This window comes from Streptomyces sp. NL15-2K, from assembly GCF_030551255.1.
GTDB lineage: Bacteria > Actinomycetota > Actinomycetes > Streptomycetales > Streptomycetaceae > Streptomyces.
The window spans coordinates 950,589-975,517 of sequence record NZ_CP130630.1 but is presented as its reverse complement, the minus strand read 5'-3'; the positions used below and the strand labels follow the sequence as shown (position 1 = coordinate 975,517).

General features: G+C 70.6%; 25 protein-coding genes. 13 read left to right on the top strand and 12 right to left on the bottom strand.

Annotated features, from left to right (window positions below; genetic code table 11):
* Window positions 1-14 precede the first annotated feature (14 nt).
* Entirely contained in the window at window positions 15-962 is a 948-nt protein-coding gene (locus tag Q4V64_RS04010) for an NADP-dependent oxidoreductase (protein ID WP_124437203.1), read from the bottom strand.
* Window positions 963-1,002: 40 nt separating this feature from the next.
* Complete coding sequence (gene ribA, locus Q4V64_RS04005; RefSeq protein ID WP_124437202.1) at window positions 1,003-1,644, bottom strand: GTP cyclohydrolase II; 642 nt, start codon at window positions 1,642-1,644, stop codon at window positions 1,003-1,005.
* A gap of 90 nt (window positions 1,645-1,734) precedes the next feature.
* On the opposite strand from ribA, the gene Q4V64_RS04000 reads away from it, so the two are divergent.
* The 6 genes from Q4V64_RS04000 (at window position 1,735) to Q4V64_RS03975 (ending at window position 7,538) form a co-directional block, all read left to right on the top strand.
* Window positions 1,735-2,295: a MarR family transcriptional regulator gene (locus Q4V64_RS04000; protein WP_124437201.1), complete on the top strand. Its 561-nt coding sequence runs from the start codon at window positions 1,735-1,737 to the stop codon at window positions 2,293-2,295.
* Window positions 2,296-2,588: 293 nt separating this feature from the next.
* Entirely contained in the window at window positions 2,589-3,413 is an 825-nt protein-coding gene (locus tag Q4V64_RS03995) for an IclR family transcriptional regulator (protein ID WP_124437200.1), read from the top strand.
* Window positions 3,414-3,529: 116 nt separating this feature from the next.
* Window positions 3,530-4,537 carry a PDR/VanB family oxidoreductase gene (locus Q4V64_RS03990; RefSeq protein ID WP_124437199.1) on the top strand — a complete coding sequence of 336 codons (1,008 nt, stop codon included), beginning with the start codon at window positions 3,530-3,532 and terminating at the stop codon, window positions 4,535-4,537.
* Between the two features lie 29 nt (window positions 4,538-4,566).
* Entirely contained in the window at window positions 4,567-5,781 is a 1,215-nt protein-coding gene (locus Q4V64_RS03985; protein WP_124437198.1) for a cytochrome P450, read from the top strand.
* Between the two features lie 42 nt (window positions 5,782-5,823).
* Entirely contained in the window at window positions 5,824-6,909 is a 1,086-nt protein-coding gene (locus Q4V64_RS03980; RefSeq protein WP_124437197.1) for an S-(hydroxymethyl)mycothiol dehydrogenase, read from the top strand.
* A complete protein-coding gene (locus Q4V64_RS03975; RefSeq protein WP_124437196.1) occupies window positions 6,906-7,538 on the top strand; it encodes an MBL fold metallo-hydrolase in 633 nt (210 codons plus the stop codon). Before Q4V64_RS03980 ends, Q4V64_RS03975 begins: the two co-directional genes overlap by 4 nt.
* Window positions 7,539-7,607: 69 nt before the next feature.
* Here the strand turns inward: Q4V64_RS03975 and Q4V64_RS03970 are convergent, their stop codons facing one another.
* From Q4V64_RS03970 to Q4V64_RS03945, 6 genes are read right to left on the bottom strand one after another with little or no spacing between them, the layout of a single operon-like run.
* Entirely contained in the window at window positions 7,608-8,042 is a 435-nt protein-coding gene (locus Q4V64_RS03970; RefSeq protein ID WP_124437195.1) for a DoxX family membrane protein, read from the bottom strand.
* The gene (locus Q4V64_RS03965; RefSeq protein WP_253266674.1) at window positions 8,035-9,075 is read right to left on the bottom strand and encodes an alpha/beta hydrolase; all 1,041 of its coding nucleotides are present in this window, start codon (window positions 9,073-9,075) and stop codon (window positions 8,035-8,037) included. The genes Q4V64_RS03970 and Q4V64_RS03965 overlap by 8 nt, the downstream gene beginning before the upstream one ends.
* Entirely contained in the window at window positions 9,065-9,466 is a 402-nt protein-coding gene (locus Q4V64_RS03960; RefSeq protein ID WP_124437194.1) for an iron-sulfur cluster assembly protein, read from the bottom strand. The genes Q4V64_RS03965 and Q4V64_RS03960 overlap by 11 nt, the downstream gene beginning before the upstream one ends.
* Window positions 9,466-10,542, bottom strand: coding sequence for an amidohydrolase family protein (locus Q4V64_RS03955; RefSeq protein ID WP_253266673.1), 1,077 nt, complete (start codon window positions 10,540-10,542; stop codon window positions 9,466-9,468). The genes Q4V64_RS03960 and Q4V64_RS03955 overlap by 1 nt, the downstream gene beginning before the upstream one ends.
* Before the next feature lie 47 nt (window positions 10,543-10,589).
* A complete protein-coding gene (locus tag Q4V64_RS03950; protein WP_124437193.1) occupies window positions 10,590-11,012 on the bottom strand; it encodes a heme-binding protein in 423 nt (140 codons plus the stop codon).
* Window positions 11,009-12,682: a GMC family oxidoreductase N-terminal domain-containing protein gene (locus tag Q4V64_RS03945; protein WP_124437192.1), complete on the bottom strand. Its 1,674-nt coding sequence runs from the start codon at window positions 12,680-12,682 to the stop codon at window positions 11,009-11,011. The genes Q4V64_RS03950 and Q4V64_RS03945 overlap by 4 nt, the downstream gene beginning before the upstream one ends.
* Window positions 12,683-13,085: 403 nt before the next feature.
* Between Q4V64_RS03945 and Q4V64_RS03940 the strand changes: the two genes are divergently transcribed.
* From Q4V64_RS03940 to Q4V64_RS03930, 3 genes are read left to right on the top strand one after another with little or no spacing between them, the layout of a single operon-like run.
* Window positions 13,086-14,390, top strand: coding sequence for an aromatic ring-hydroxylating dioxygenase subunit alpha (locus Q4V64_RS03940; protein ID WP_124437191.1), 1,305 nt, complete (start codon window positions 13,086-13,088; stop codon window positions 14,388-14,390).
* A 7-nt stretch (window positions 14,391-14,397) separates the two neighbouring features.
* On the top strand, window positions 14,398-15,351 hold the full coding sequence (locus tag Q4V64_RS03935) for a PDR/VanB family oxidoreductase (RefSeq protein ID WP_124437190.1): 954 nt from the start codon (window positions 14,398-14,400) through the stop codon (window positions 15,349-15,351).
* Window positions 15,348-15,794 (top strand): nuclear transport factor 2 family protein, encoded by a 447-nt coding sequence (locus Q4V64_RS03930; protein ID WP_124437189.1) that lies wholly within the window; start codon window positions 15,348-15,350, stop codon window positions 15,792-15,794. The genes Q4V64_RS03935 and Q4V64_RS03930 overlap by 4 nt, the downstream gene beginning before the upstream one ends.
* Before the next feature lie 34 nt (window positions 15,795-15,828).
* Here Q4V64_RS03930 and Q4V64_RS03925 read toward each other — a convergent pair whose 3' ends face one another.
* Genes Q4V64_RS03925 through Q4V64_RS03915 form a run of 3 tightly spaced genes read right to left on the bottom strand, consistent with a single transcriptional unit; the run spans window position 15,829 to window position 18,128 of the window.
* Window positions 15,829-16,533, bottom strand: coding sequence for a TetR/AcrR family transcriptional regulator (locus Q4V64_RS03925; RefSeq protein WP_303708910.1), 705 nt, complete (start codon window positions 16,531-16,533; stop codon window positions 15,829-15,831).
* Window positions 16,534-16,593: 60 nt separating this feature from the next.
* On the bottom strand, window positions 16,594-17,334 hold the full coding sequence (locus Q4V64_RS03920) for a cache domain-containing protein (protein WP_124437187.1): 741 nt from the start codon (window positions 17,332-17,334) through the stop codon (window positions 16,594-16,596).
* 44 nt (window positions 17,335-17,378) lie between these two features.
* The gene (locus tag Q4V64_RS03915; RefSeq protein WP_253266672.1) at window positions 17,379-18,128 is read right to left on the bottom strand and encodes an FCD domain-containing protein; all 750 of its coding nucleotides are present in this window, start codon (window positions 18,126-18,128) and stop codon (window positions 17,379-17,381) included.
* 196 nt (window positions 18,129-18,324) lie between these two features.
* Between Q4V64_RS03915 and Q4V64_RS03910 the strand changes: the two genes are divergently transcribed.
* From Q4V64_RS03910 to Q4V64_RS03895, 4 genes are all read left to right on the top strand, one after another.
* Entirely contained in the window at window positions 18,325-19,848 is a 1,524-nt protein-coding gene (locus Q4V64_RS03910) for an amino acid permease (protein WP_124437186.1), read from the top strand.
* An 87-nt stretch (window positions 19,849-19,935) separates the two neighbouring features.
* On the top strand, window positions 19,936-21,411 hold the full coding sequence (locus tag Q4V64_RS03905) for an aldehyde dehydrogenase family protein (protein ID WP_124437185.1): 1,476 nt from the start codon (window positions 19,936-19,938) through the stop codon (window positions 21,409-21,411).
* Window positions 21,412-21,413: 2 nt separating this feature from the next.
* Window positions 21,414-21,893, top strand: a complete 480-nt coding sequence (locus Q4V64_RS03900) for a dirigent protein (protein ID WP_253266671.1) — start codon at window positions 21,414-21,416, stop codon at window positions 21,891-21,893.
* Window positions 21,894-21,951: 58 nt separating this feature from the next.
* Window positions 21,952-23,490 carry a PucR family transcriptional regulator gene (locus Q4V64_RS03895; RefSeq protein WP_253266670.1) on the top strand — a complete coding sequence of 513 codons (1,539 nt, stop codon included), beginning with the start codon at window positions 21,952-21,954 and terminating at the stop codon, window positions 23,488-23,490.
* A gap of 7 nt (window positions 23,491-23,497) precedes the next feature.
* Here Q4V64_RS03895 and gabT read toward each other — a convergent pair whose 3' ends face one another.
* Entirely contained in the window at window positions 23,498-24,874 is a 1,377-nt protein-coding gene (gene gabT / locus Q4V64_RS03890; protein ID WP_124437182.1) for a 4-aminobutyrate--2-oxoglutarate transaminase, read from the bottom strand.
* Between the last annotated feature and the right edge of the window lie 55 nt (window positions 24,875-24,929).

Sequence of the window (24,929 nt, the reverse complement as noted above, 5' to 3'; positions counted from 1 at the left end):
GGGGCGGGACGCGGTCAGGGGACGATGACGGTCTTTCCGGTGGCATGGCCGGCGCGGGCCCTGGCAACGATGGCCGGGGCGTCGGCGAGCGGGACTTCCGCGTCGATACGGACGCGCAGTTCTCCGGCGGCGGCGAGTTCGGCGAGTGTCGTCAGCGTCTCGACGGTGGGACGGTTGCCGAGGTTGACGCCGAGGATGTCGCGGGCGGCCAGGGCGTCGGGATCAGTGGCGTAGTTGGTGCTGACCAGGGTGGAGCCGGCGCGAAGCAGCTCGGCCATGGGGTTGATGTCGCCGCCGGTCGGGGTGACGAGGTCGATGACGGCGTCGATGCCCTCGGGGTACGCGGCGGCCACTTGCTCATGGGTGGGGGCCTGGGTGAAGTCGATGACGTGGTGAGCACCGAGATCGCGAAGGTGGTCGGCGAGATCGGAGGTTCCGGTGGCCAGGACACGGGCTCCGGCCCGGGCGGCGAACTGGATGGCCGACTGGCCTACGCCGCCACTGGCGCCGTTGATCAGAAGGGTGTGCCCGCTCTCGACGCGCGCGGCCTGGACGGCCTGGTAGGCGGTGACGCTCGCGGTGGGGAGGGCGGCGGCGAGTGTGAAGGGGAGAGCCTGAGGTATGAGGGCGATGTTGCCGTCCTGCTCGGCGACGGTGTACTCGGCGTAGGAGCCGTGGCCGTGGGGCAGCCGCATGAACTGTCCGTAGACACGGTCCCCGGGACGGAAGCGGGTGACGCCCGGTCCCGTCCTTTCGACGACGCCCGCGCCGTCCGAGCCCATGACCAGGGGGAAGGTGTGCTCCACGGAGTCCTTGAGGGCGCCGTCCGTGACCTTCCAGTCGAAGGGGTTCACTCCGGCGGCGTGGACGCGCACCAGGATTTCACCGGCGCCGGGCTCGGGTGTGGGCAGGTCGACGAACTCGGGTTGGGCTCCGAAATCGGTGACGACGACGGCTTTCATGTCGATGCCTTTCTGGCCTGGTGGATGACTGTTCCGGGCGTCAGACGGCCAGGCTCGCCATCGGTGCGAGGGCGATGGTGTGGTGGGTGTGCTGGACCTTGGCGTGCAGGTAGCGCAGGTTGCTGGGCGTGGTGTGCACGCCGGTGGGGACGGTCCGGGTGACCGAGAGGCCGAGACCGCGCAACTGGTGGGCCTTGTCAGGGTTGTTGGTGAGCAGGTTCAGATCGGTGATGCCGAGGGCGGTCAGCATCTGGGCTGCGGCGGTGTAGTTGCGGGCGTCCTCCGGCAGGCCGAGGGCCAGGTTGGCCTCGTAGGTGTCCAGGCCGGCGTCCTGCAGGGCGTAGGCGTCGAGCTTGTTGTAGAGGCCGATGCCGCGGCCTTCCTGGCGGAGGTAGAGCAGGACGCCTCCGGTGGCGGCGATGCGCTCGGTGGCCTCGCGCAGCTGGGGTCCGCAGTCGCAGCGGGCGGAGCCGAAGACGTCACCGGTGAGGCATTCGGAGTGCAGACGCACCAGCGGGGCGGCAGCCGCGGCCGGGTCTCCAAGGACCAGGGCGACATGCTCGGCGCCGTCGGCCAGGCCGTTGAACGTGATCACGTCGGCGGTCACCTGGTAGCCGTCCGAGAAGCTCAGCGGAACGCGGACCTGGGTGCGGACGGTGGCTGCGGCGGTGCTGGTGGTCATGGCCTCTCCCGTATGTCAGGTCGTTCAAATTTGAACGCAGCACCTACGATAGGATGAAGTTTGAATTTGAACAACATGGAGGGGTGTGACGTGAGCCATACGCGTTGGCTTGACGACGACGAGAAGCGTGCCTGGACGGCCTTCACGACCGCGCACGCGCTGCTGTACCGGCGGCTGGAGCTGCGGCTCAAGCGTGATTTCGGCCTGTCCGGCCTGCAGTACGAGATCCTCGCCCGGCTCAGCGGAGTCCCCGACCGGGAGATGCGGATGGCTGAACTGGCCGGCGCCCTGGTCAACTCCAAGAGCGGGCTGACTTATCAGATCGGGCAGATGGAGAAGGCCGGGCTGGTGCGTCGGCGCTCCTGTCCCAGTGACGATCGTGCGGTCTTCGCCGTACTCACCGACGAGGGCATGGCTCTGCTGGAGCGGGCGGCGCCAAGTCATGTGGAGTTGGTCAGGGAACTGCTCATCGATGTGCTGACGCCGGACCAGGTGCGGGCGATCGCCGACGGCCTCGGCGAAGCGAGCCGCCGTATGGCTGCCGGCCCCGGCGAAACTCGTGCCGCGGCCGACGAGACCGAATGCGCCGGTGCCGGTGCCGGTGCCGGTGCCGGTGCCGGCGCCGAGGCCGCTGCCGACGTCGGCGCCTGATGGAGGCGCCTCACCACGAGACGTCGGCCAACTGGGGCCGGGCCTCCTGGCCGCTGCGCCGCCCGCGGCGACCGGCCAGGTACACGGCGGGCGCGAGGAGTGCGCCAAGGGCGACGAGCGCGCGGACGGCACCTCAGCCCAGCTGGACGTAGGCGCGGGTACCGAGCCACGACCCGCCTCGACTACTGGGACGGGCGACGCAACGACGCGACTACAAGCACCCCGGCCCACAGGACCACCACCAGGACGAACCGAGGGCTTGACGCGTCCGGAGAGAAACCGATGATGGCGAGGTGAGGACACAGAACGGCGAGTCGGTTCTGGCGAGGGCCGTGCGGATCTTCGAGGCGTTCACGCCGGAGGAGTCGGCCCTGACCGTCTCGGAGATCTCCCGGCGTACGGGGCTGCACGTGGCGACCGCGTCGCGCCTGGTGGCCGAGCTGGTCTCGTACGGGTTCCTGACCCGGGACGACGACCGCCGGGTGCGGATCGGCATGCGCCTGTGGGAGCTGGCCACCCGGGCCTCGCCCACCCTGTCGCTGCGCAACGCGGCCATGCCGTTCATGGAGGGCGTCCACGACGTCGTCGGCCACCACGTTCAGCTCGGCGTGCTCGACGGCGACGAGGCGCTGTTCCTGGAACGGCTGACCGCACCGGAGGCCGTGATCAACTACACCCGTATCGCGGGCCGCCTTCCCCTGCACGCCTCCTCAAGCGGCCTGGTCCTCCTCGCCCACGGCCCCGCCGACCTGCGGGAGCGGGTGCTCGAAGGACCCCTGCCCCGCTACACCCCGGACACTCCCGCCACCGCCGCGCGGCTGCGAGCCGTGCTGGCCGAGATCCGTCGCCAGGGGTACGCGTACTGCCCGGGATACGTCCACCCGGACGCGCTGGGCGTCGCGGCGCCGGTGCGCGACGCGCGCGGTGAGGTGGTGGCCGCGCTGGCGGTGATCGTCCCCAACGAGGCGGGGGCCTCGTCCGTCGTGCCCGTGGTGCGGACCGCGGCACGCGGTGTCTCTCGTGCGTTGGGTGCCCCGGGTGCGTTGGGTGCCCCGGATGTTCCGGGGCGCGGTCGAGAGCCCGGTGACCCACGTGACGGTCGTGCGACGGGCGGATGACAGCCGGCGGAAGTTCGTCTCTCACTGATTTCGTCTCTCACTGATTGAGAATGCCGTCGCGACCGTCCCTCGCCGCCGCGCATCCTGCATGCAACCCAACGACGGGAGGCGACAACGTGGTCGGAACCAGCCTGGTTGCGGACGCCGGGTCCGGCGCGGGCGCGGAACGCCCGACGCCGACGAAGGCGGCGACACTGACGGTCTCCGCCAAGGAGGACATCGCCGAGGGTGTCGTGTCACTCACCCTCACCCACCCGGGCGGTGCCCGTTTGCCGGACTGGACGCCCGGCTCCCACATCGATGTGGTTCTGCCGGGCGGGGCTGTCCGGCAGTACTCACTGTGCGGCGACCGATGGGACGCGTACGCCTACCGGGTCGCCGTGCTGCGGGAGCCTGCGGGACGGGGTGGATCCGCTCATGTGCACGACCGGCTGCGTCCGGGGGACCGCGTCGGGGTCGGCGGCCCGCGCAACCACTTCCCCCTGGTGCCGTCGGAGAAGTACCTGTTCATCGCGGGCGGCATCGGCATCACCCCGCTGCTGCCCATGATGCACCAGGCCGAACTGCTTGGCGCGGACTGGCAGTTGCTGTACGGCGGGCGCACACGGTCGTCGATGGCCTTTCGCGAGGAGCTGACGGCGGCCTACGGCGAGCGGGTGCATGTCGTCCCGCAGGACGAGCTCGGGCTGCTGGACCTGGCGGCCTGGCTGGGCACACCGCGACCGGACACCAAGGTGTACTGCTGCGGCCCCGCCCCGCTGCTCGCCGCCGTCGAAGCCGCGTGCGTCTCCTGGCCGCCGTACGCCCTGCGGGTCGAGCGGTTCTCCGCCGGCGCGCAGACCGCGCCGGTGCGGAACACTCCGTTCGAGGTGGAGTTGCGACGTACCGGACACACCGTCACCGTCACCCCGGACATCTCGGTTCTGGAGGCGGTGCGCCGCGCCGGTGCGGACGTGCTGTCCTCCTGCGAGCAGGGCACCTGCGGAACGTGTCTGACAACGGTGCTGGAAGGGCAGCCGGACCACCGGGACTCGGTGCTGGCCGACCATGAACGGGCGGCGAACGACTGCATGTTCCTGTGCGTGTCGCGTTCCTGCGGCGACCGTCTCGTCCTCGACATCTGAGATATCTTCACCTGCCCCAAGGAGCCCCGATGACCGAGGCACTGGAGCGTGCCGTCGTGCCGCCCGTCAGTGACGCCGACCCGTTCGCCCACGAGGTCCTCGTGGAACCCGAACCGCTGCACCAGGCCCTGCGCGAGGCCGGTCCGGTCGTGTACCTGTCGCGCTACGACGTCCACGCGCTCGCCCGCTACGAACAGGTGCACGCCGCCCTGGTGGACTGGCAGCACTTCGAGTCGGGTTCGGGCGTGGGTCTCGCCAACTTCCGCCACGAGGAGCCGTGGCGCACGCCGAGCCTGCTGCTGGAGGCCGACCCGCCCCGACACGACGCCCCACGCCGGGTGCTGAGGGAGGTCCTCGCTCCGCCCGCATTGCGTCGCCTGCGCGAGACATGGCACACCGTGGCTGAGGAACTGGTCGACCAAGTCCTCGCCGGAGGAACCGAGTTCGACGGCTTCGCGGCGCTGGCGGAGGCGTTCCCGCTGCGGGCGTTTCCGGACGCGGTGGGCCTCGGCCCGGACGGCCGGGAGCACCTCCTGCCGTACGGCAACATGGCCTTCAACGCCTTCGGCCCGCGCAACGACCTGGTCGCGGCGGACGCGCACCGGGTGGCGGAGCTGTCGGTATGGGTGAACGCCCAGTGCGAGCGGGAGGCGTTGAGCGAGGACGGCTTCGGAAGGCAGATCTGGGACGCTGCCGACCGCGGCGACCTGACGCACGAACAGGCGCCGTTGGTGGTGCGCTCCCTGCTCACCGCCGGCGTCGACACCACCGTGCACGGTCTGGCGGCCTGCCTCTACGCCTTCGCCACCCACCCCGAGGAGTGGCGACGGCTGCGGGAGCGGCCGGAGTTGGCGCGAGCCGCGTTCGAGGAGGCGGTCCGCTGGCAGTCGCCGGTGCAGACCTTCTTCCGCACCGCCACCACCGATGTCGCCATCGCCGGCACAGTCATCCCCGCGGACACGAAGATCCTCATGTTCCTCGGCGCGGCCAACCGCGACCCGGCCCGCTGGCACGACCCCGACCGCTTCGACCTCACCCGCGACCCCTCCGGTCATGTCGGCTTCGGCATGGGCCTGCACCAGTGCATCGGCCAGCACGTGGCCCGCCTGGAGGCCGAGGCGCTGCTGACCGCCCTGGCCCGCCGCGTCGAGCGAATGGAACTCACCGGCACACCGCACCGCCACCCCAACAACACCCTGCGCTCGTGGGCGTCCCTGCCACTGCGCGTCCAGCCGGCTGCTTGATCAGCTGCCTCGTCCATTCCATAGAAGTGAGGAAATCCAACAATGTCCCAGCAGGTACGAGGCGTCGTCGCGCGGGCGAAGGGCGAGCCGGTCGGCATCGAGACGATCGTGATCCCCGATCCGGGGCCGGGGGAGGCGGTGGTACGGATCCAGGCGTGCGGTGTGTGTCACACCGACCTCCACTACCGTGAGGGTGGCATCAACGACGAGTTCCCGTTCCTCCTCGGCCACGAGGCCGCCGGTGTCGTGGAGTCGGTCGGCGACGGTGTGACCGATGTCGAGCCCGGTGACTTCGTGATCCTCAACTGGCGCGCGGTGTGCGGCCAGTGCCGGGCCTGTCTGCGCGGCAGGCCCTGGTACTGCTTCGACACCCACAATGCCCAGCAGAAGATGACCCTCACCGACGGCACCGAGCTGTCCCCGGCCCTGGGCATCGGTGCCTTCGCCGAGAAGACCCTGGTGGCGTCGGGACAGTGCACCAAGGTCGACCCCGTCGCGTCACCGGCCGCCGCGGGCCTGCTGGGTTGTGGCGTGATGGCGGGCATCGGCGCGGCGATCAACACCGGTGCGGTCAACCGTGGTGACTCCGTGGCCGTCATCGGCTGCGGCGGCGTCGGCGACGCGGCGGTGGTGGGCTCCCGGCTGGCGGGCGCCGCGAAGATCATCGCGGTGGACATCGACGAGCGCAAGCTAGCCACCGCGGCATCCTTGGGTGCCACGCACACCGTCAACTCACGTGAACGGGACCTGGTGGAGGCGGTACGCGAGCTGACCGGTGGCTTCGGCGCGGATGTGGTCATCGAGGCGGTCGGCCGCCCGGAGACGTACAAGCAAGCCTTCTACGCTCGCGACCTGGCCGGCACGGTCGTCCTCGTCGGCGTGCCGACGCCGGAAATGAAGCTGGAACTGCCGCTGCTGGATGTCTTCGGGCGGGGCGGGGCGCTGAAGTCGAGCTGGTACGGCGACTGCCTGCCCTCCCGCGACTTCCCCCTGCTGATCGACCTGTACCTCCAGGGCCGTCTGGACCTCGACGCGTTCGTCAGCGAGACGATCGCCCTGGACGGGGTCGAGGACGCCTTCGCCCGGATGCACAAGGGCGACGTGCTCCGCTCGGTGGTCATGCTGTGACGGCCGCCCGTATCGAGCATCTGGTCACGTCCGGCACCTTCAGCCTCGACGGCGGCACCTGGGACGTCGACAACAACGTGTGGATCGTGGGCGACGACGAAGAGGCGATCGTCATCGACGCCGCTCACGACGCCGACACCATCGCGGCCACCGTCGGCGACCGGCGGCTTCGGGCCATCGTGTGCACCCATGGCCACGACGACCACATAGACGCCGCTCCCGCGCTCGCCGACGCGACCGGTGCGCCGATCCTGATCCATCTCGACGACCGCCTGCTGTGGAAGCACACCCACCCCGACCGGAAGCCGGACGGCTATCTCTCGGACATGCGCCGGATCACCGTGGCCGGAATCGAACTGACGGTGCTTCACACCCCTGGCCACACGCCTGGAGCGATCTCGCTGCACGCCCCGGACCTGGGCACGGTGTTCACCGGCGACACGCTGTTCGCAGGCGGACCGGGGGCCACCGGGCGGTCGTACTCCGACTTCCCGACGATCATCCGCTCCATCCGCGACCGGCTCCTCGTCCTGCCGCCCGAGACGGTGGTCCGCACCGGCCATGGCGAGCCGAGCACCATCGGCGCCGAGTCTCCACATCTGCGAGAGTGGGTCGACCGGGGCTACTGAGGCCGGCGGATGCCGTCAGAGGCGTTCGTTCTCCCGGCGCGTCCGGTGCGGGGGCGTCGGTCGCGCCGTCTACTTGGTTCGTCGCTCGCTGTTGACCATGACCGCGAGCAGGCCGCCGGCCAGGGCCAGGTTCTTGAGGAAGTCGCCCTGCTGGCGCACGCGTTGCGGGCCGTCCGGCTGGGCCCAGAACGGGAAGGCGGCGAGGGTCGTGGGCACGAGCGAGCCGGTGAGTGCCGTGGCGGAGGCCGCGGGGGCGATGCCGGCCGCGAGTGTCGCTCCGGCGGTCATGTGCACGGCCGCGTTGGCGCGCACCAGTTGGCGGTCGGTGAACCGGTCCAGGAGGGGCACCGCGCGGCGGCACCGCTTCAGGAAGGTTTCCGCCCCCTGCGCGGGGCCGTCCGGGTGCTGCCAGACGTGGCGGCCTCCGGAGACGAAGACTGCGGCGAGCGCGAGACGGGAGAGGGCGTGGCCGATGTCGTCGTAGCGCGGTGGTGTGTCAGGCATTCCATGGGTCCGTTCGCAGGTGGCGGTCGAAGAAGCGCTCGATCAGCGCGGGGGTCAGCAGCACGGAGCGTTCGGCGTCCGGAGTGCGGGAGGACAGCACGGTGGCCGTCATGGGGTTCAGTTCCCAGGCGCCGGTGTTGAGGAAGCCGTGGTCGGCGCCGTGCACCAGCAGCAGGTGGGACTCGGCGCCCGCGGCGATCAGCGCGTTGTGGAGTCGGCGGCTCTGTGCCGGGCCGATGAGGAGGTCGGCGTCGCCGTGCAGCAGGAGCACGGGCGGGACATGAGGGCGGGCCTGCCGGGCCGGGCTGGCCTCGACGGCGGTGGCGGTCCGGTCCGACGGGTGTCCGCCCAGCAGTCCCCAGGCCGGGTCGGAGGGATCCACGCCCAGCACTCCACCGGGCAGGGAGTCGTCGTTGAGATGCAGCAGGTCGGTGGGCGGATAGCCCGCCACCACGGCTCGTACGCCGGGCGCCGCGAGGGAGCTGCCGGTGTCGAGGGAGCCGTCGGCGTCGCCCGCGAAGGCCGCGAGCAGTGCCAGGTGCGCGCCGGCCGAGCTGCCCCAGAGCCCGATCGACGCCGGGTCCAAGCCATAGGTGTCCGCGATGTCGTGCAGGTGGCGCAATGCGGCGATCACGTCGTGCAGTTGGGCCGGCCAGGGAGAGATCTCGGAGGACCGGTACTCGATGTCCGCCATGGCGTACCCGCGTTCGGCGAAGAGTCGTGTCAACTGCGGGCCGTAACCACGCCGTTGAGTGCGCCAGCCGCCACCCGGAAGCCACACGATCACGGGGGTGGGGGTCGGTGCGGACCGCGGCAGGTACAGGTCCATCCGCAGCTCCGTACGGCCCTCGGCGCCGGGCGGAGTGCTGAAGACGAGGTCGCGCACCACCCGGACGGGAGCAGGGTCGACCCTCTCGGGAGGACGGGGCGCCCGGCTGAGCCCTTCCATGAAACGGCCCATGACGTCGGCGTTGTTCGCCAGCACAGCCGTGAGGTCGGAGCTGGGCGGCTGTTGTGCGGTCTCACTGGTCACCGGCTCGTCCCCTCGTGGTCACGGCCAGGAGAGGGAGGTCACGACGCCTCCCCTCGCGGTGCTCGGCGAGCCGCTGTCGATAGTGCGGGGCGAACCTGTCCTCGGTCCACTCCAGTTCGTGGTCCAGCGTGACGTCGACGCCGGTGACGCCCGGTAGCGCGGAGAGCCGTTCGCGGGCCTCGTTGGCGAACGAGCCCAGCAGCATGCAGGTCGGGTCGGTGAGTCCGAACGTCACGCTGATCCGCCGGCCGCCCGAGCCGTCATCGCGCACCTGGATGCCGGTGATCAGCCCCATGTCGTCCATCCCGGCCGGGACACCCGCGGTGATGCTGCACGGGTCGACGATCCCGTTGAGCACGTTCCGGACGCGGTCCTCGGTGACGCCGCTCATCACGCCACCGCCACCGGCTCGGGCTGGACCTTCCCGCCCCACGGCGGTGCCAGCTCGGTGGTGTCGAACTCGTCGCCGGCGATCGTGGTCCGCAACTTGTCCTCGTCGATGCCGTGCAGACGCAGGAAGTTGCTGCCGAGGATGGCCTTCTTCACTTCCCTGGTCAGCGGCTCCACGCCGCGTTCCTCGATCAGGTCCTGCGGTGTTTCGAGATCCCAGAACGCCTCGATCAGCGGGCGCGGATGGGCCGCGATGACTCCGGTGCCCCAGATGATGCGCCTGGCCCCGCCGGGTACGGCGAGGAAGGCTCCCATCGCTTCGGCGAACCGGCGCGGTGCCGTGCGCGCCAGAGCGGAGGTGACTTCCAGGTTGACCATGACGTTCGGGGCACACTCCATCAACATGGCTGTTTCCTCGACGAACGCCAGCCCGCCGTGCACCACCTCGAAGGTCAGGTCGGGGAACGCCGCCGCGGCCCCCTCGATGTCGTCGATCCGCAGGGCGGAGGCCGGACCGGGCCCGACCGGGAGTGCCTTGTGGATCCCTATGACCTTCAGCCCGCGCTCCTGGGCCCGCTCGAACACCGGGAAACACACTTCCGGGTCACTCATGTCCAGCGAGGTGACCCGGCCCTCGACCAGGTCGATCGGGTAGAGCTTGAGAGCGTTGACGTGGTGCACGTCGACCAGTTCGTCGACGCGGTCCACCGCACCCGGCCGCAACGGGGACACCGCCCCGTAGACCAGCACCCGGTTCGGCCACAGCTCCCGCATCTCGAGGCCGGTGGAGAGCGCGGAGCCGCCGTCGCGGAAGTGTCCGTAGATCGGGGTCTCGTGGTAGACGATGATGTCGGACTGGCTCTCCGCGAGGATCGCCCGCCCGATGGTTTCGGCGCCCGCGCCGTGGTCGAGGTAGAGCGACTTCTCGACGGCGTAGCCGGGCCCGCCGAATTTCTCGTGCAGGTGGTACATGTGCTCGCCGATCGCGCGGCCGAAGGCCGGATTGACGCAGTTCTCGGTCAGGAAGTTGTAGTCGTGGGCCACGCCCTCGACCACCAGGGTGTCTTCGATCATCATCTGCTCCTTGTGCTGGTGTCCCGTCAGGTGAGCTTGTGTGTTCGCGCTTATGCCAGCAGCGCCGCGATGCTCTTCAGCGCCTCCACCGCGAGACGGTCGTCGGTGGCCCCGTCGGCGCCACCCACCCCGATTCCGCCGATGACCTCGCCGTCGTCCACGGTGATCGGCACCCCGCCCGGCACTGGGAGGAGGCCGGCGTCGACGAGGTGCACGGGCGCGACCGCCATCGCGGGGGACGCCGCGAACTCGGCGAACGCCGCGGTCGGCATGCCGGTGACGGCGGCTGTGTAAGCCTTGCGGCGCGCGGTCTCGACCCCGATGGGGCCGACTCCGTCGTCACTGAGCAGCACCTTGGTGGTGCCCCCGCGGTTGACGACCACCACGCAGATGCGCGCGCCACCGGCCCGGGCGGCGTCCAGCGCGGCCTCGGCCGCGCCGTGCGCGATGGCGTAGGTCAGGGGCTCCCTCATCCTGCGGTCCTCTCACGAAGCGGGGTTCCGGTGACCCCGGAACCGGCCACCGGCACCCCGCGGATCAGGTCCGACGCCTTCTCGGCGACGGCGATGACGGTGGCGTTGATGTTCGCCCCGGGCACGCTCGGCAGGACCGACGCGTCGACGACGCGCAGTCCGGCGATGCCGCGCACCCGGAGTTCGGGGTCGACGACGGCGTTCTCGGAGGTGCCGATGGCGCAGGTGCCGCAGGCGTGGTTGGCGGAGTAGCCGGTCTCCCGCAGATAGCGCTCGAAGTCCTGGTCGGTGCGCACATCGGGGCCCGGTGCGAGTTCCGCGCCGATCATCGGGGCGACCTCGGGACTGCGCAGGATGGCCAGCGTGGTACGCACCGTCTCCCGCAGGGCGGCGACGTCCTCCGGCTCGGTGAGCAGGTTGAAGGTGATGCGCGGAGCCGCGGCCGGGTCGGCGGAACGCAGCCGGACCTCGCCGCGGCTGCGGGGGGTCGCGACGGCGTTGAGGGCCACGCAGTGGCGGTCCTTCAGCGGGCGTATGCCGGGGAACCAGGGCCGGGCGCCGAAACCGCCGGCCAGGATGCCGAGGAACCCGTCGGGACGGTCCAGGTCGGGGCGGGTGCGGATGTACGCGGAGAGGAACTCCGGCATCTGCGCGAGCGGACCGTTCCCGGTGACGAGCCAGCGGAGCGCGCCCACCGCCGCCCGGTCGGCGCGCAGGTGCTCGTGGAAGGTCACCGGATCCTTGACGTCGAACAGCACGGGTGCCGCCGGGTGATCCTGGAGATTGGCGCCGACGCCGACCAGGTCCGCCACCGGTTCGATGCCGCTGTCGCGCAGGTGATCCGCCGGTCCGATGCCCGAACGCATCAGCAGCTGCGGCGAGTTGTAGACGCCCGCACAGACCACGATCTCGCGGGCGGCCCGGATCGTCCGATCGTGTCCGCCCTTCACGACCCGGACGCCGGTGGCGCGTCCGTCCTCGAGGACGAGCGTGTCCACCAGCACCCCGGTGAGCAGGGTGAGGTTGGGCCGTCGCCGTAGCGCGGGGCGCAGGTAGGCGGCGGCGGTGCTGTGCCGTCGGCCGCGGTGGATGGCGTTCTCGATCTGGCCTGCTCCGGTGGGGTCCCCGCTCTGGGTGTCGTCGGGGAACTCGATGCCCAGTGAGCGGGCGGCGCGGTCGAGACGCCGGCCGAAGGGGCCTCGTCGGACGGAGGTCGACACGGTGACGGGTCCATACCCGCCGTGGTGCTCGGTGTCCCCGCGCCAACTGCTCTCCGAGCGGCGAAAGTAGGGCAGTAGGTCATCCCAACCCCAGTGGGTGGCACCGGACTTGACCCAGTCGTCGTAGTCGAGGCGGTGAGCGCGGACATGGGTCGAGCCGTTGATCGATCCGGTGCCGCCGACCAGCCGGCCGCGCGGGACGGGGATGGATCTGCCGTTGAGGCCCGGCTCGGGCTCCGTCTCGTATCCCCAGCTTATGTCCTTGCGCCCTGACAACAGCCCGACTCCCAGGGGCAGTTGAACGAGCAGACCGCGATCGGCGGGCGGGCCGGCCTCGATCAGCAGCACGCGTGTGCCTGGGTCGGTGGACAGTCGCGCGGCAAGAACACAGCCGGCCGTGCCCGCGCCGACGACGATGTAGTCGTACTCGGCGCCGTGCCCGGCGCTCATGCGGAAGGTCCAGACATCATCGTCTCCTTCGGGGCCTGGTACGAACGCGCGGTGGAGGCTGAGGTGCGGGAAGCGCGGGAGGCAGTCACTCGCGCGGCGTGTTCTCAGATGTGATCGCGAGGCGGCAGTACGTCCGCGACCGGCTCATTGCCTCGGCGCAGGCTCAACGTAACAGGGCTCTCATTGATTCAACAGAGGCCTGCAAGTAATTCATCAAAGCAGGTCGAAGCCATTGACAGTTTTTCATCAGAGTCGTACAACGGCTAAAGCGCCACGTGGGCCGCACCGCCTGCCGCGTCTGCCCGAGCCGGGGAAGGGCCTCGGCCGCAGGCTCGCCACCACTATCCGCCGGTGGCCCTCAGCCACGCGTCCCCCTGCCTCAATGCCGAGGAGATGGTTGATCATGACCGACACGACCGTGACCGACACGGGTACCGGCTACGGGCGCAAGCCCTCCTCTCATGACGCCCGCCTGACCGAGGTCGGCGCTGGCACGCCCATGGGCGAGGCACTGCGCCGCTACTGGCAGCCGATCGCCAGCTCCACCGCCCTGACCAGCGATGTTCCGCACCGCGCCCGCCTACTGGGCGAGGACCTGATCGTCTTCCGGGACGGCCAGGGCCGCCCCGGCGTCGTTTTCGAGCGGTGCTCGCACCGCGGCAGCAGCCTCTTCTTCGGCCGCGTCGAAGAGGACGGCATCCGCTGCTGCTACCACGGCTGGAAGTTCGACGTGCAGGGCCACTGCCTGGACCAGGCCTGTGAACTCGACGGCGGCCGCCGTCGCAATCTCGCACGTCAGCCGTGGTACCCGGTGGAGGAGCGGTACGGCCTGGTCTTCGTCTATATGGGCCCGCCCGAGCTCAAACCCCCACTGCCGCGCTTCGACAGCCTGGAGCCCCTCGGGGAGGGCGAGAGCTACTGCACCAGCTGGATGGTCCCCGGCGCCGAGGTCGTCGGCCTGGAGCAGGACTACAACTGGCTCCAGCTGTTCGAGAACGCCGTCGACCCCGTGCACGCGGCGTGGCTGCACTCCAACCACAGCGGGTACCAGTTCGAGGGCACCGGGACGATCGGCTTTCCCGAGAGCTACTACGACCACCGCACCGCCGCGGAGCGCACCACCTACCACCGCACCGACCTCGGCGTGGGGTACGTCTGGCGCTACCAGGACGCCAAGGGCCCCGACGGTGCGCTCGTCGACTTGGAGTGGACGGCGCAGTGCATGCTGCCGAACATCGTCGCCCTGCCCAACTTCGTCAAGTCCACGCCCGACGGCCGCAACGACATGCTGATCTGGGTGGTCCCGGCCGACGACACACACCACCGCCTGGTCTTCTCGATCCGCGCGGCCGGCCCGGAGCGGGCCACCTCCTTCATGTTCGGCATCAAGCAGAACGGCAAGGACGGCTGGGAGCTGACCGACGAGGAGAAGCAGCGCTTCCCCGGCGACTACGAGGCCCAGCGCTCGCAGGGCGACATCACCCAGCACTCCGAGGAGACCCTGGCGCCTTCCGACAAGGGCGTCGTCATGCTCCGGCGCATGCTGCGCACGATGCTGGACGACGTCGAGGCCGGACGGACCCCGCTCGGCGTCGGCGCTCCCGGCGATCCGGTCCGCCGCGTGGAGGCCGGTCTCTTCATCCGGCGGGAGGAAGAGGGCGAGCTTGTCCCGACCCCGAGCGCCCCGGACGTGGCGGCAGGGGCGTGACCGAGGCGTGAGCACCACCTGGACGGACGCGGTCGTCGTGGCCCGGTACGACGCCACGCCGAGAATCGCGGTCTTCGACCTCGCCCGGGCCGACGGCGGCGAGCTGTGGGAGTACGAGCCCGGCGCCCACATCGACGTAACTGTCGGTACGGCGGGACTGATCCGGCAGTACTCCCTGTGCGGACCTCCGGGCACCCGCAAGCAGTACCGGCTCGCGGTGCTCAACGAGCCCGCGTCGCGCGGCGGTTCACGCGCCATGCACGCCCTCGCCGAGGGCGACACGCTGCGCATCGCCGCACCGCGGAACCGCTTCGGCCTGACGTCCGCGCGTCGGCATGTGCTCCTCGCGGGTGGCATCGGCATCACTCCGCTGCTGTCGATGGCCCAGACCCTCGACGCCGCCGGCGGCGACTTCCACCTGCACTGCTGCGTGCGCAGCCGGAGCGAGGCGGCCTTCCTCGCCGAGTTGGAGGAACATCCGCGGGTCACCTTCCACTTCGACGACCAGGCGCCGGAGCAGCTCCTCGACCCGGGGCGCGACCTGGGGGAGCCCGCCCCCGACACCGCGGTCTACGTCTGCGGTCCCGGTGGGTTCATGGACTACGTGCTGGGACGGGCGGCCGAGCTGGGATGGCCCGCGTCCGCCCTGCACAAGGAACGCTTCAGCGCCTCGCCGTCCGCCGCGGAGCCCGACGGGGGCGGCTTCACCGTGCGCCTGTCCTCGACGGGAGCGGAATACCTCGTCTCCGAGGACCAGAGCGTCCTCGACGTCCTGCTGGCGAACGGGGTCGAGGCCCCGTACTCGTGCGGGCAGGGGATCTGCGGCGAGTGCATCGTGCGGGTGCGTGCCGGCGAGCCCGATCACCGAGACGACGTCCTGACCGACGAGGAGCGCGCGGAGGGACTGTTCACCCCGTGCTCCTCGCGGTCGAGGACCCCGATCCTGGAGCTTGAACTGTGACCGACTCATCGACAAAGGCGACAGCAGCGACGGACCGCCCCGACCCGGCCCCTGCCCCCGCACCGGCCACGGTCGAGGAGGCCGAGGCCGCATGGCTCGCCGCACAGACGCTCCCGGATCCGGAGCAGAGCCTTCGTGCCCTGATGCATCCCGACTGCGTGGTCGTGCACTCGGCGGTGGGCCACATCCATGGTGTGGACGACTGGTTGCGGTACGCGGCCCGCCTGGGCCGGACCAGTCAGGTGGACACCTACGACGTGACTGTCGGGCGATTCGGCACCACGGCCGTGGTGAGCTGTCTGCAGGAGATGCGGGTCGCCTTCGTGCCGGAACTGACCCCGTTCGTCATCCAGGCCGCCGTCAGCCGGGTCTGGGTGGCGGCCGAGTCGGGCGGCTGGCTGCTGGCGCACCTGCAGATGGCCAGGCGGCTGCCGCCGGGCTGAGCATCCGGGCTCCCGGGCCCGGCAGCCGTCGTCGTCAGTCCTTGGGCTCGCCGTTCACCGGCGGGCCCTCGTCCCGCGTCGCCTGTGTCGCTTCGGCGAGTGCGGAGATGATCCGGCCCACCTGCTCCGCGTAGTGGTCGAGGAACTCCGGTGAGGCGGGGTCCTGCTGAGTGAGTTCACGAGCGATCCACGGGACGGCCACCGGAGCGATCGAGGCGGCGAAGAAGACAAGGGCCATGGCCCCGACGTCGAGGTCGCCGCGGAACTCCCCGCGCGCCTGCCGCTCGCGGAGTTCCTCGACATGCTTGAACAGCTCGGCGGCCCGCTCGTCCTCGGCCGGTGGGCGCGTGCCGGGCTCTTCGCGCGTCAGCGTGTGCACCCACGCCGGGTCCTCCCCGGCCCAGCGGACGTAGCGCCGTACGGCCTCCGCGAAGGTGTGGGTCTGGCTGACGCGGATGGACTCCTCGAGCCACTGCTCGCTCAGCGCCTCGTACAGCCCACGCTTTCCCCCGAAGTAGTAGGTGATCAGCTGATGGCTGACGCCGGCCGCCTCCGCGATACGTACGACCCGGGCCCCGTCGAAACCGTGGGCGCCGAACTCCGCGCCGGCCGCGGCCAGAATGGCGCGTCGGGTGCCCACCGGATCCCGCTGACGACCGGGATCATCGGGGTGCCTTCGGCGCTGCTGCCTGCCGGACGCTGCTTCCGACTTTCCTGGTGTCGTCTCTTCCCCTGTCACGTCGACGACCTTACCGGCGGTCTTGTTGGACAGGCCAACTACTTGTGGCGTTGTGCCCACTCAGCCGAGGGCCGAGGACTCCACGCGGACCACGCTCCAGTCGACCTCCGGAGCCGGCACCGCTGCGCGCTCCACCGCGGCCTCATGACCGAGCAGTTCGCGCGCGATCTCCCCGACGGCCCATGTGGGTGTGTTCGCGGCCAGGACCCGGCCCTCGCTGGTGATCACCACGGCTTCGCCGCCCAGGTGTTTGAGGGAGCGGATGACGATCTGCTCGAAGGCGGCCACCGGGACGTCGGCCCCGACGACGCCGACGAACTCACCGTGCACCGTCAACGGCCTGGTGAAGGTGAGGATGTAGAGGCCGGCGCAGTGCAGGTCGACATAGGGCCCCATGACCGTGCCATGGCCCTCGTCGCGGGGGATCACGAACCACGGCTTGAGCGTGTAGTCGTAGAAACTCTCGCTCCGCGGGTCCAGGTTCAGCCGCAGCGGCCGGGCGGCCTGGTCTCCGGCCCGCTGCCACCACTCGAGGTGGAAGGCGGCGTCGGTGAGCGCGTCGGGTGCCATGACCACGCCCGTGCCGTTGAATCGCTCGCCCTGCTCGCGGAGCAGGGTCTGGATGGTCGGCCGCAGGGCGGCGAGGTCGCTCGTCCCGGGATGCCTGCTCTCCCGGCCGGCCGCGCTCAGGCGTTCTCGCGCTGCGGCCTCCAGGACTGCCAGCGCCGAGAAGACGGATTCCACCGCGTCCCGGATGGACGCGCTGCACTGGAGGATGCCGGTGGCTGGGGTGCTGGTCATCACTGTGCTCCGTCAAGGAGGGCGGCGTGGCGTGCGCCACCGGGTCAGGCGTCGGTCAAACGTAGGTGTGTACGTACCAGATGGCGAGTGCCGACAACCGTGTGTGCCTCGGCGAGGCGGCGCGCCTCCGCGGCGTCTCCGGCCATGATCGCCACCAGGATCTCGTGATGCTGGTCGGCGAAGGCCGACGCGTCGGGCCCGTCGCCCCCTGGCAGCCACAAAAGCGGCCCGAGCTCCGCCTGCAACCGGACCTCCAGCCGCGTCAGACGGACGGACTGCGCGGCGACGGCCACCTCGATGTGGAAGCGGGCGTCGGCCTTGCGCCGTTCGGCGGGGGACTCGGCCTTGCGCAGGGCCGTGACCAGGTGGTCCAGGTCTTTCGCCAGGTCGGAGGGGGCGCGGTCGGCGGCGAGGCGGGCCGCGGTGCCCGAGACGGCGAACTGCTCGTCGCCGAGATCGCGCAGCTCCGAGATGCCCAGTCCCCTCAGGCGGGCCAGGTGGATCCGAGTCAGGCCCTCCTCCGGGCTGCGGATGAAGCTTCCGCCGTTGCGGCCGCGCCGCGTCTCGACGAGTCCCTGCTCGCGCAGGATGGCTAGAGCCTCTCGGACCGTGCCGTTGGCGACACCGAGCTGACAGGCGAGGTCGCTTTCGCTGGGGAGCTGCTCCCCATCCGTCATCAGCCCGATGGTGACCGCTTCTGCGATCCGGCGGACCACCATGTCCGCTCGGCCGGAGTCACTCAGGGGCGCGAAGGCGGCGCTCATCACCGGCGAGCGGCCGTCCACTGCCGCCACGGCCCCTCCTCTGAAGTCAAAGATCCGTAACGAGAGATCGCTCCCAGGGTAACAGCGAAACCATTGTCCTTTGAACTTGAATGTATTAGGTTTTCGCGCATTCGACATGCCGGACACATCCCGGTCCTCGTCGGCCTCCCCCACGGCCACCCCGCCGCCATCCCGCTCACAACGTGTTTCCTCAAGGAGCCCGTCGATGAACGAAGCCACGCAGTCCCCGCCACCCCCGGCTGAAGCAGACGCCGACGCCCAGCGACTTGCCGCTCTCGGGTACGCGTCCGAGTTCAAACGGGACATGAGCCTGTGGGCGAACTTCTCGCTGGGATTCACCTACCTCTCGCCCGTCGTCGGCGTGTACACCCTGTTCGCCGCATCCCTGATGGCCGGCGGTCCGCCGATGATCTGGGCCTTCGTGATCGCGGGTGTCGGTCAGCTGCTGGTGGCCCTGGTCTTCAGCGAGGTCGTCGCCCAGTTCCCGGTGGCCGGCGGGGTGTACCCGTGGGCCCGGCGCCTGTGGGGCCGTAAGTGGGGGTGGATGACCGGCTGGATCTACCTTCTCGCGCTGCTCTCCACCATCTCGGCGGTCGCCTACGGCGCCGGACCGTACGTGGCCGCGGTGTTCGGTTTCTCCTCCAGCACCACGACGACGATCCTCTGCGCGCTGGGACTCCTCCTGCTCGCGACGGTCATCAACTTCGGCGGCACGAAGGTGCTCTCCGCCGTCGCCGTGTTCGGGTTCGTGGCCGAGATCGTCGGGGCCGTCGTGGTGGGCGCCTGGCTCCTGATCGCCAACCGCCATCACGGTCTTGGCGTGCTGTTCGACGGCTTCGGCTCGCAGGGCAGCCACTCGTACTTCTACGCCTTCGCGGCAGCTTCGCTCATCGGTGTCTTCCAGTACTACGGCTTCGAGGCGTGCGGAGACGTGGCCGAGGAGGTGCCCAACCCCGGGCGGCGCATCCCTACCTCCATGCGGCGCACCATCTACATCGGCGGGGCCGCCGCGACGGCCGTGTGCCTCGCGCTCATCCTCGCCGTCAGCGACTTCGGCGCGGTGATCTCGGGCAAGGACGCCGACCCGGTGACCACCGTGCTGACCGACGCCTTCGGCAGCGGCGGCGCCCGCGCCGTCCTGGTCGTCGTCCTGCTGTCCTTCATCTCCTGCGCGATGAGCCTGCAGGCCGCCGCCAGCCGGCTGACCTACTCCTTCGCCCGCGACCGCATGATCGTCGGCAGCCGCGTGCTGTCGGCGTTCTCCGAGCGGCTGCGGGTGCCTCCGTACGCCCTGCTGCTCGCGGCGGTCGTCCCCGGGCTGATCATCGTGGCCTCCGCGTACTCCGCCGACGCCCTGGTGAAGATCATCTCCTTCTCCACGCTCGGCATCTACCTGGCCTTCCAGATGGTCGTCCTCGCATCGCTGCGGGCGCGGCTGCGCGGCTGGCGGCCGTCCGGCGAGTACCGGCTGGGGCGCTGGGCGCTTCCGGTCACGATCGGCGCCCTGGTCTACGGCCTTGTCGCGCTCGTCAACATCAGCTGGCCGCGCACGCCCGGCACGCCCTGGTACGACAACTACATCGTCCTGGTCAGCGGCGTCGTCGTCGTGGGCGTGGGGGCCGTGTACATGGCCCTCGCCAAGCCGCAGGAGCGTGGTGACGCCCCGGCGGGAGACGCGCTGTCCGCAGCGGCCGCACAGGAGCCGGCCTCGGCGCCCGCCTCCGTCTGAGGCGCGTCGGCAGCCCAGCTTCCCGCCCCGCTTCCCATCCGTCCGTCGCGCGCTGCGCGACGGTGACATCCGAAGGTGGAGACCAACATGTCCACAACCCTGCCCACGCAGGCTCTGGTCGACGGTTCATGGCAGGACGGCGGCGCGGGCACCTTCCCGGTGCACTCCCCGCAGTCCGGTGAGCTCATCGCGCAGGTGACCCGCTGTGACGCCCAGGACGCCGAGCGCGCCGTGGAGGCCGCCCGGCGGGCGCAACCGCAGTGGGCCGCGACGCCCCTCATCGAACGGGTCAAGATCCTGCGCCGGGTCCACGCGCTCTTCGCCGAGCGCGCCGAGGACATCGCCCGGGTGCTGACGCTGGAGATCGGCAAGACCGTCGCGGAGGCCCGTGAGGAGGTCATCGAGTACGCGGCCCCCGCCTGGCAGAAGGCCGGTGAGGAGGTCCTGCGCCACCGGGGCCTGTCGTTCCCCTCCACGCAGGAGCAGACGAACAACAAGCGGCTGGTCATGAACCACCGCCCGCTCGGCGTCGTCGGCGTCATCACCCCGTACAACTTCCCCACCGACATCTCCTCGATCGCGCTGGCGCACATCGTCGCCGCCGGCAACACGGCCGTCTGGAAGCCCTCGGAATACGCCCCGATCAGCTGCAACCTCGTGGCGGAGATCTTCGCAGAGGCCGGACTGCCCGACGGTGTGATCAACGTGGTGCACGGATTCGGCGACGTCGGGGCGGCCATCGTCGAACACCCGGACGTCGACGGGCTGTTCTTCACCGGCTCCACCGCCACCGGCGAACGCATCGCCCGCGCCGCCGCTCTGCGCCCGCACCTGCTCGAACTGGGAGGCGACGGGCCCTTCATCATCCTGTCCGACGCCGACATCGATGCCGCGGTGGATGCGGCGATCAACGGCTGCTTCTACTTCGCGGGACAGGTCTGCACCTCGGCGGAACGGCTCCTCGTCCACGAGGACGTCCACGACGAGTTCGTCGCCAAGCTGACCGCCCGTGCCGCCGGGCTCCGCGTCGGCGACCCGGCCCTGGAGGACACCGACATGGGCCCCGTACGCAACGAGGCCACGCTGCGGCGCATCGCGGAACACGTCGAGGACGCCCGGAGCAAGGGCGCGGATGTCGTGCAGTTCGGCAAGGAGGAGGGGCTCTTCTTCCCGGCCACTGTCCTCACCGGCGTCACGACCGAGATGCGCATCGCCCAGGAAGAGACCTTCGGCCCGGTCGCTCCCGTCATCAAGGTCTCCTCGGCGCGGGAGGCCGTGGAGATCGCCAACTCCAGCGACCTCGGACTGATCGCGTCCCTGTGGACGCGGGACCTCGCCACCGCCTGGCGCGTGGGTGAGGCTCTGCAGCACGGCACTGTCAACGTCAACGAGACCAGCAACTACTGGGACCAGCTCGCCCCCTTCGGCGGCACCGGCAAGAGTGGCGTCGGCCGCGAACTCTCCGGCTGGTTCCTCGACACCTTCACCGAGTCCAAGCTGCTCGTCTTCGATCTGGGAGACAGCGAAGTGCGCTACGACCGCCGTGCCGAAGGAGGCTGGTGACCATGAGGAAGTTCCGTCTCGCCGCCGTAGTCGGCGGCACCGTCTGCGTGCTTGCCGCCGTGGGACTCTCCGCCGCTCAGGCTGAACCGCAGTCCACCAGCCGACACGGAAAGGCCATCACCTTCACCGTGATCGAGCACGCCGACACCGACACGGTCGTCGACCTCGGACCGCGCGGCGACAGCATCGGGGACACGCTGGCCTTCGGAAACCCCGTCTACGACACGGCAGGGAGCAAGGTCGGCGACTCCCAGGGCTCCTGTGTGCGGACCAAGGTCGGCACGGCATGGGAGTGCAGCTGGACGACGACGCTGAGCGGCGGATCGATCGTCGTCCAGGGCCCGTTCTACGACGCGGCCGACTCCACGCTCGCCATCACCGGCGGAACGGGGAAGTGGCGTACGGCGCGCGGGCAGATGTACCTGCACGCCCGCGACGCCAAGGGAAGCGCGTACGACTTCACGTTCGCGGTGGAGCGCTGACCGGACGATTCCGGCAGCTCTTTACCTCCATTTTTGAATGTCATGGATGGTGAGGGCGGTGGGCGTACCGCTTGCCTGGCTGACGCGGCGCCAGGATCTGCGTCTGCGGGTGCTGGCGGGCCGCGGCGGCCTGGACCGGGACGTGGTCTGGGCGCACAGTATCGAACTCGCGGACCCGGCACCGTGGTTGACCGGTGGTGAGCTGGTGCTCACCACCGGTCTCCGGCTGGCGGCGGACACGGGAGCCTGCGCGGACTACGTCACCCGGCTCACGAAAGCCGGGGTGGCCGCTCTGGGTTTCGGGGTCGGTCTGTCGCACGAGCAGGTGCCCGAGGCGCTCGTCGGCGCGGCCGAGGAGGCTGGGCTGCCGTTGCTCGAGGTGCCGCTGCCCACGCCGTTCGTGGCCGTCACCAAGGTGGTCATGGAACGTCTGGCTCAGCAGCAGTACGAGGGTGTCGTCCAGGCGTCACGCATCCAGCCGCGGATGACCCGGGCCGCGCTGCGCGGCGGGGCCCAGGCGGTGGTACGGGAGCTGGCCGTCTCCACCCGCACATCCGTCGTTTTCCTGGACCAGGAGAGCAAGGTGCGCGCGGCCCATCCGCCCGGCGCCGCAGCACCCGAGGCCGCCGTGCTCGCCGGTCTCGGCACCGCGGAGCAGACGACGGCAGCGGTGAGCAGCGGCCAGGGCGGTGTGACGGCCGTGCAGCAGGTCCGCGTGGGACCGCGTGTTCACGGCCGTCTGGTCGTGGCGGCGGAGCGGGCTCTCACTCCGGTCGACCACCTTCTGCTCGGGCACGCGGCATCGCTGGTCGCGCTGGAGGCGGAGAAGCCCCTGTCGCTGCGCGACGAGCAGCACCGTGTCAACGGTCTGTTCCTGCGGCTGCTGCTGGACGGCACCGTAGCCGCACCCCTCGCCCGGGACCACCTGACCGAGGCGGGCTTTCCCGTCCGTGACGGCATCCGTGTCCTCGCCCTGCGCGGCGGCAGCCCACGCCAGTCCCTTCAGATCGTGGGGGAGGAGCTGGCCGAGCGCGGCCTGCCCCTGTTCGGCCATGGGCACGCCGGATGCGCGGCGGTGCTGTTGCCGGCCGGTCACGCGGCCACGGCACAAACGGCCACGGACGGCGCGCGTGCGCGGCTGAGGCCGCCTCTGTGGGCCGGCCTGAGCGCCGTCCACGATCTGACCGACGGGCCCGCGGCCCTGACCGAGGCCCTGAACGCCGCTTCGGCGGCCCAGGCCCGCGGCAGCCTGGCCGTGGTGCCGTTCGAGTCCCTGGCCGGCCGCATACTCACCGCCACCCCCGAGACCAGGAAGATCCTTGCGACGCTGGCCGAGACCCAGATGGCTCCGCTCGCCGCGCACGACACCGCACACGGCACCGACCTGCTCCACTCGCTGCGCGCCTTCCTGGAGCACAACGGCCAGTGGGAGGCCGCCTCGGCGGATCTCGGCGTGCACCGGCACACCCTGCGCAACCGCATCGAGCGGGTGCGCGGCCTGCTCGGCGCGGACCTCGACTCGGCGCACGTGCGCGCCGAACTCCTGCTGGCGTTGTCCGCCTGGCAGGAGCCCGGCGGCAGCGACCGCACCGGCTGACCGAGGATCACGCGGTCGAGGCCAGCTCCTTGGCGATGGCCTCTCCCAGGACGGTCAACCCCTCCTCCAGCAAGGCGTCCGAGATCGACAGAGGCGGCAGGAACCGCAGCACATTGCCGTAGCTGCCCGCCGTCAGGACCAGCAGCCCGTCCGCGTGGCAGCGCCTGGCCACGCGGGTGGCGAGGTCGGGAGCGGGCACCCTGTCACCCTCCGGCTCCACCAGCTCGATCGCGATCATTGCGCCCCGGCCCCGGACGTCACCGATCGCCGCATACGCGTCGGCGAGCTCGCCCAGGTGCTCCAGCATGGTGTCGCCGATCTCCCGGGCCCGTTCCAGCAGGTCATGCGCCTCGATCTCCTCGAAGACGCCGAGTGCCGCTTCACAGGCCACCGGGTTGCCGCTGAAGGTCCCGCCCAGACCGCCCGCCGGCACCGCGTCCATCAGCTCGGCGCGGCCGGTCACCGCACCCAGCGGCAGTCCACCGGCGAGTCCCTTGGCGGTCGTGATCAGATCCGGCTGGATGCCCTCGTGCTCGCAGGCGAACATCCGGCCGGTGCGCGCGATGCCGGCCTGGATCTCGTCGACGATCAGCAGGATGCCCCGGGCACGGCAGATATTGGCGACGCTGCCCAGAAATCCGGGAGCCGGGACGACGAAGCCGCCCTCGCCCTGGATCGGCTCGACCAGGACAGCGGCCACGTTCTCCGCGCCCACCTGACGGTCGAGCAGATCCGCAAGCGCGTACGCCGCCTCCTCGGCACACCGGACGGGGCCGGTGGGCCAGCGGTACGGGTACGCCATCGGGGCCCGGTGGACCTCGGGTGCGAACGGTCCGAAGCCCTGCTTGTAGGGCTTGTTCTTGGCGGTGAGGCTCATGGTGAGCAGCGTGCGTCCGTGGAACGCATGGTCGAAGACGACGATGCCGGGGCGGCCGGTGGCGGCACGGGCGATCTTGACCGCGTTCTCCACGGCCTCGGCGCCGGAGTTCACCAGGATCGTGCGCTTCTGGCCGGGGACGGGCGCCAGCTCGTTCAGCCTCTCGCACACGTCCAGATACGACTCGTACGGGTTGACCAGGAAGCAGGTGTGCGTGAACCGGCGCAGCTGCGCGGCCGCGCGCTCCGCCACCGCCGGGGCGGAGTTGCCGACCGTGGTCACCGCGATGCCACTGCCGAAGTCGATGAAGGAGTTGCCGTCCACGTCGACGATCACCCCGCCTCCGGCCGCCTCGACGAACACAGGCAGGGTCGCGCCGACTCCGGCCGGCACCAGGCCGCGCTGACGGGCCAGCAGTTCACGGGAACGCGGGCCCGGGATCTCGCTCACAACGCGTCGCACCTGCGCGAGATCGGGACCGCCGACCGGCTGGGAAACACCGGACATGAATCGTCCTCCGGGTGTGCGGGGATGGGGAACGCCGAGCCAATCACCGCCGCGG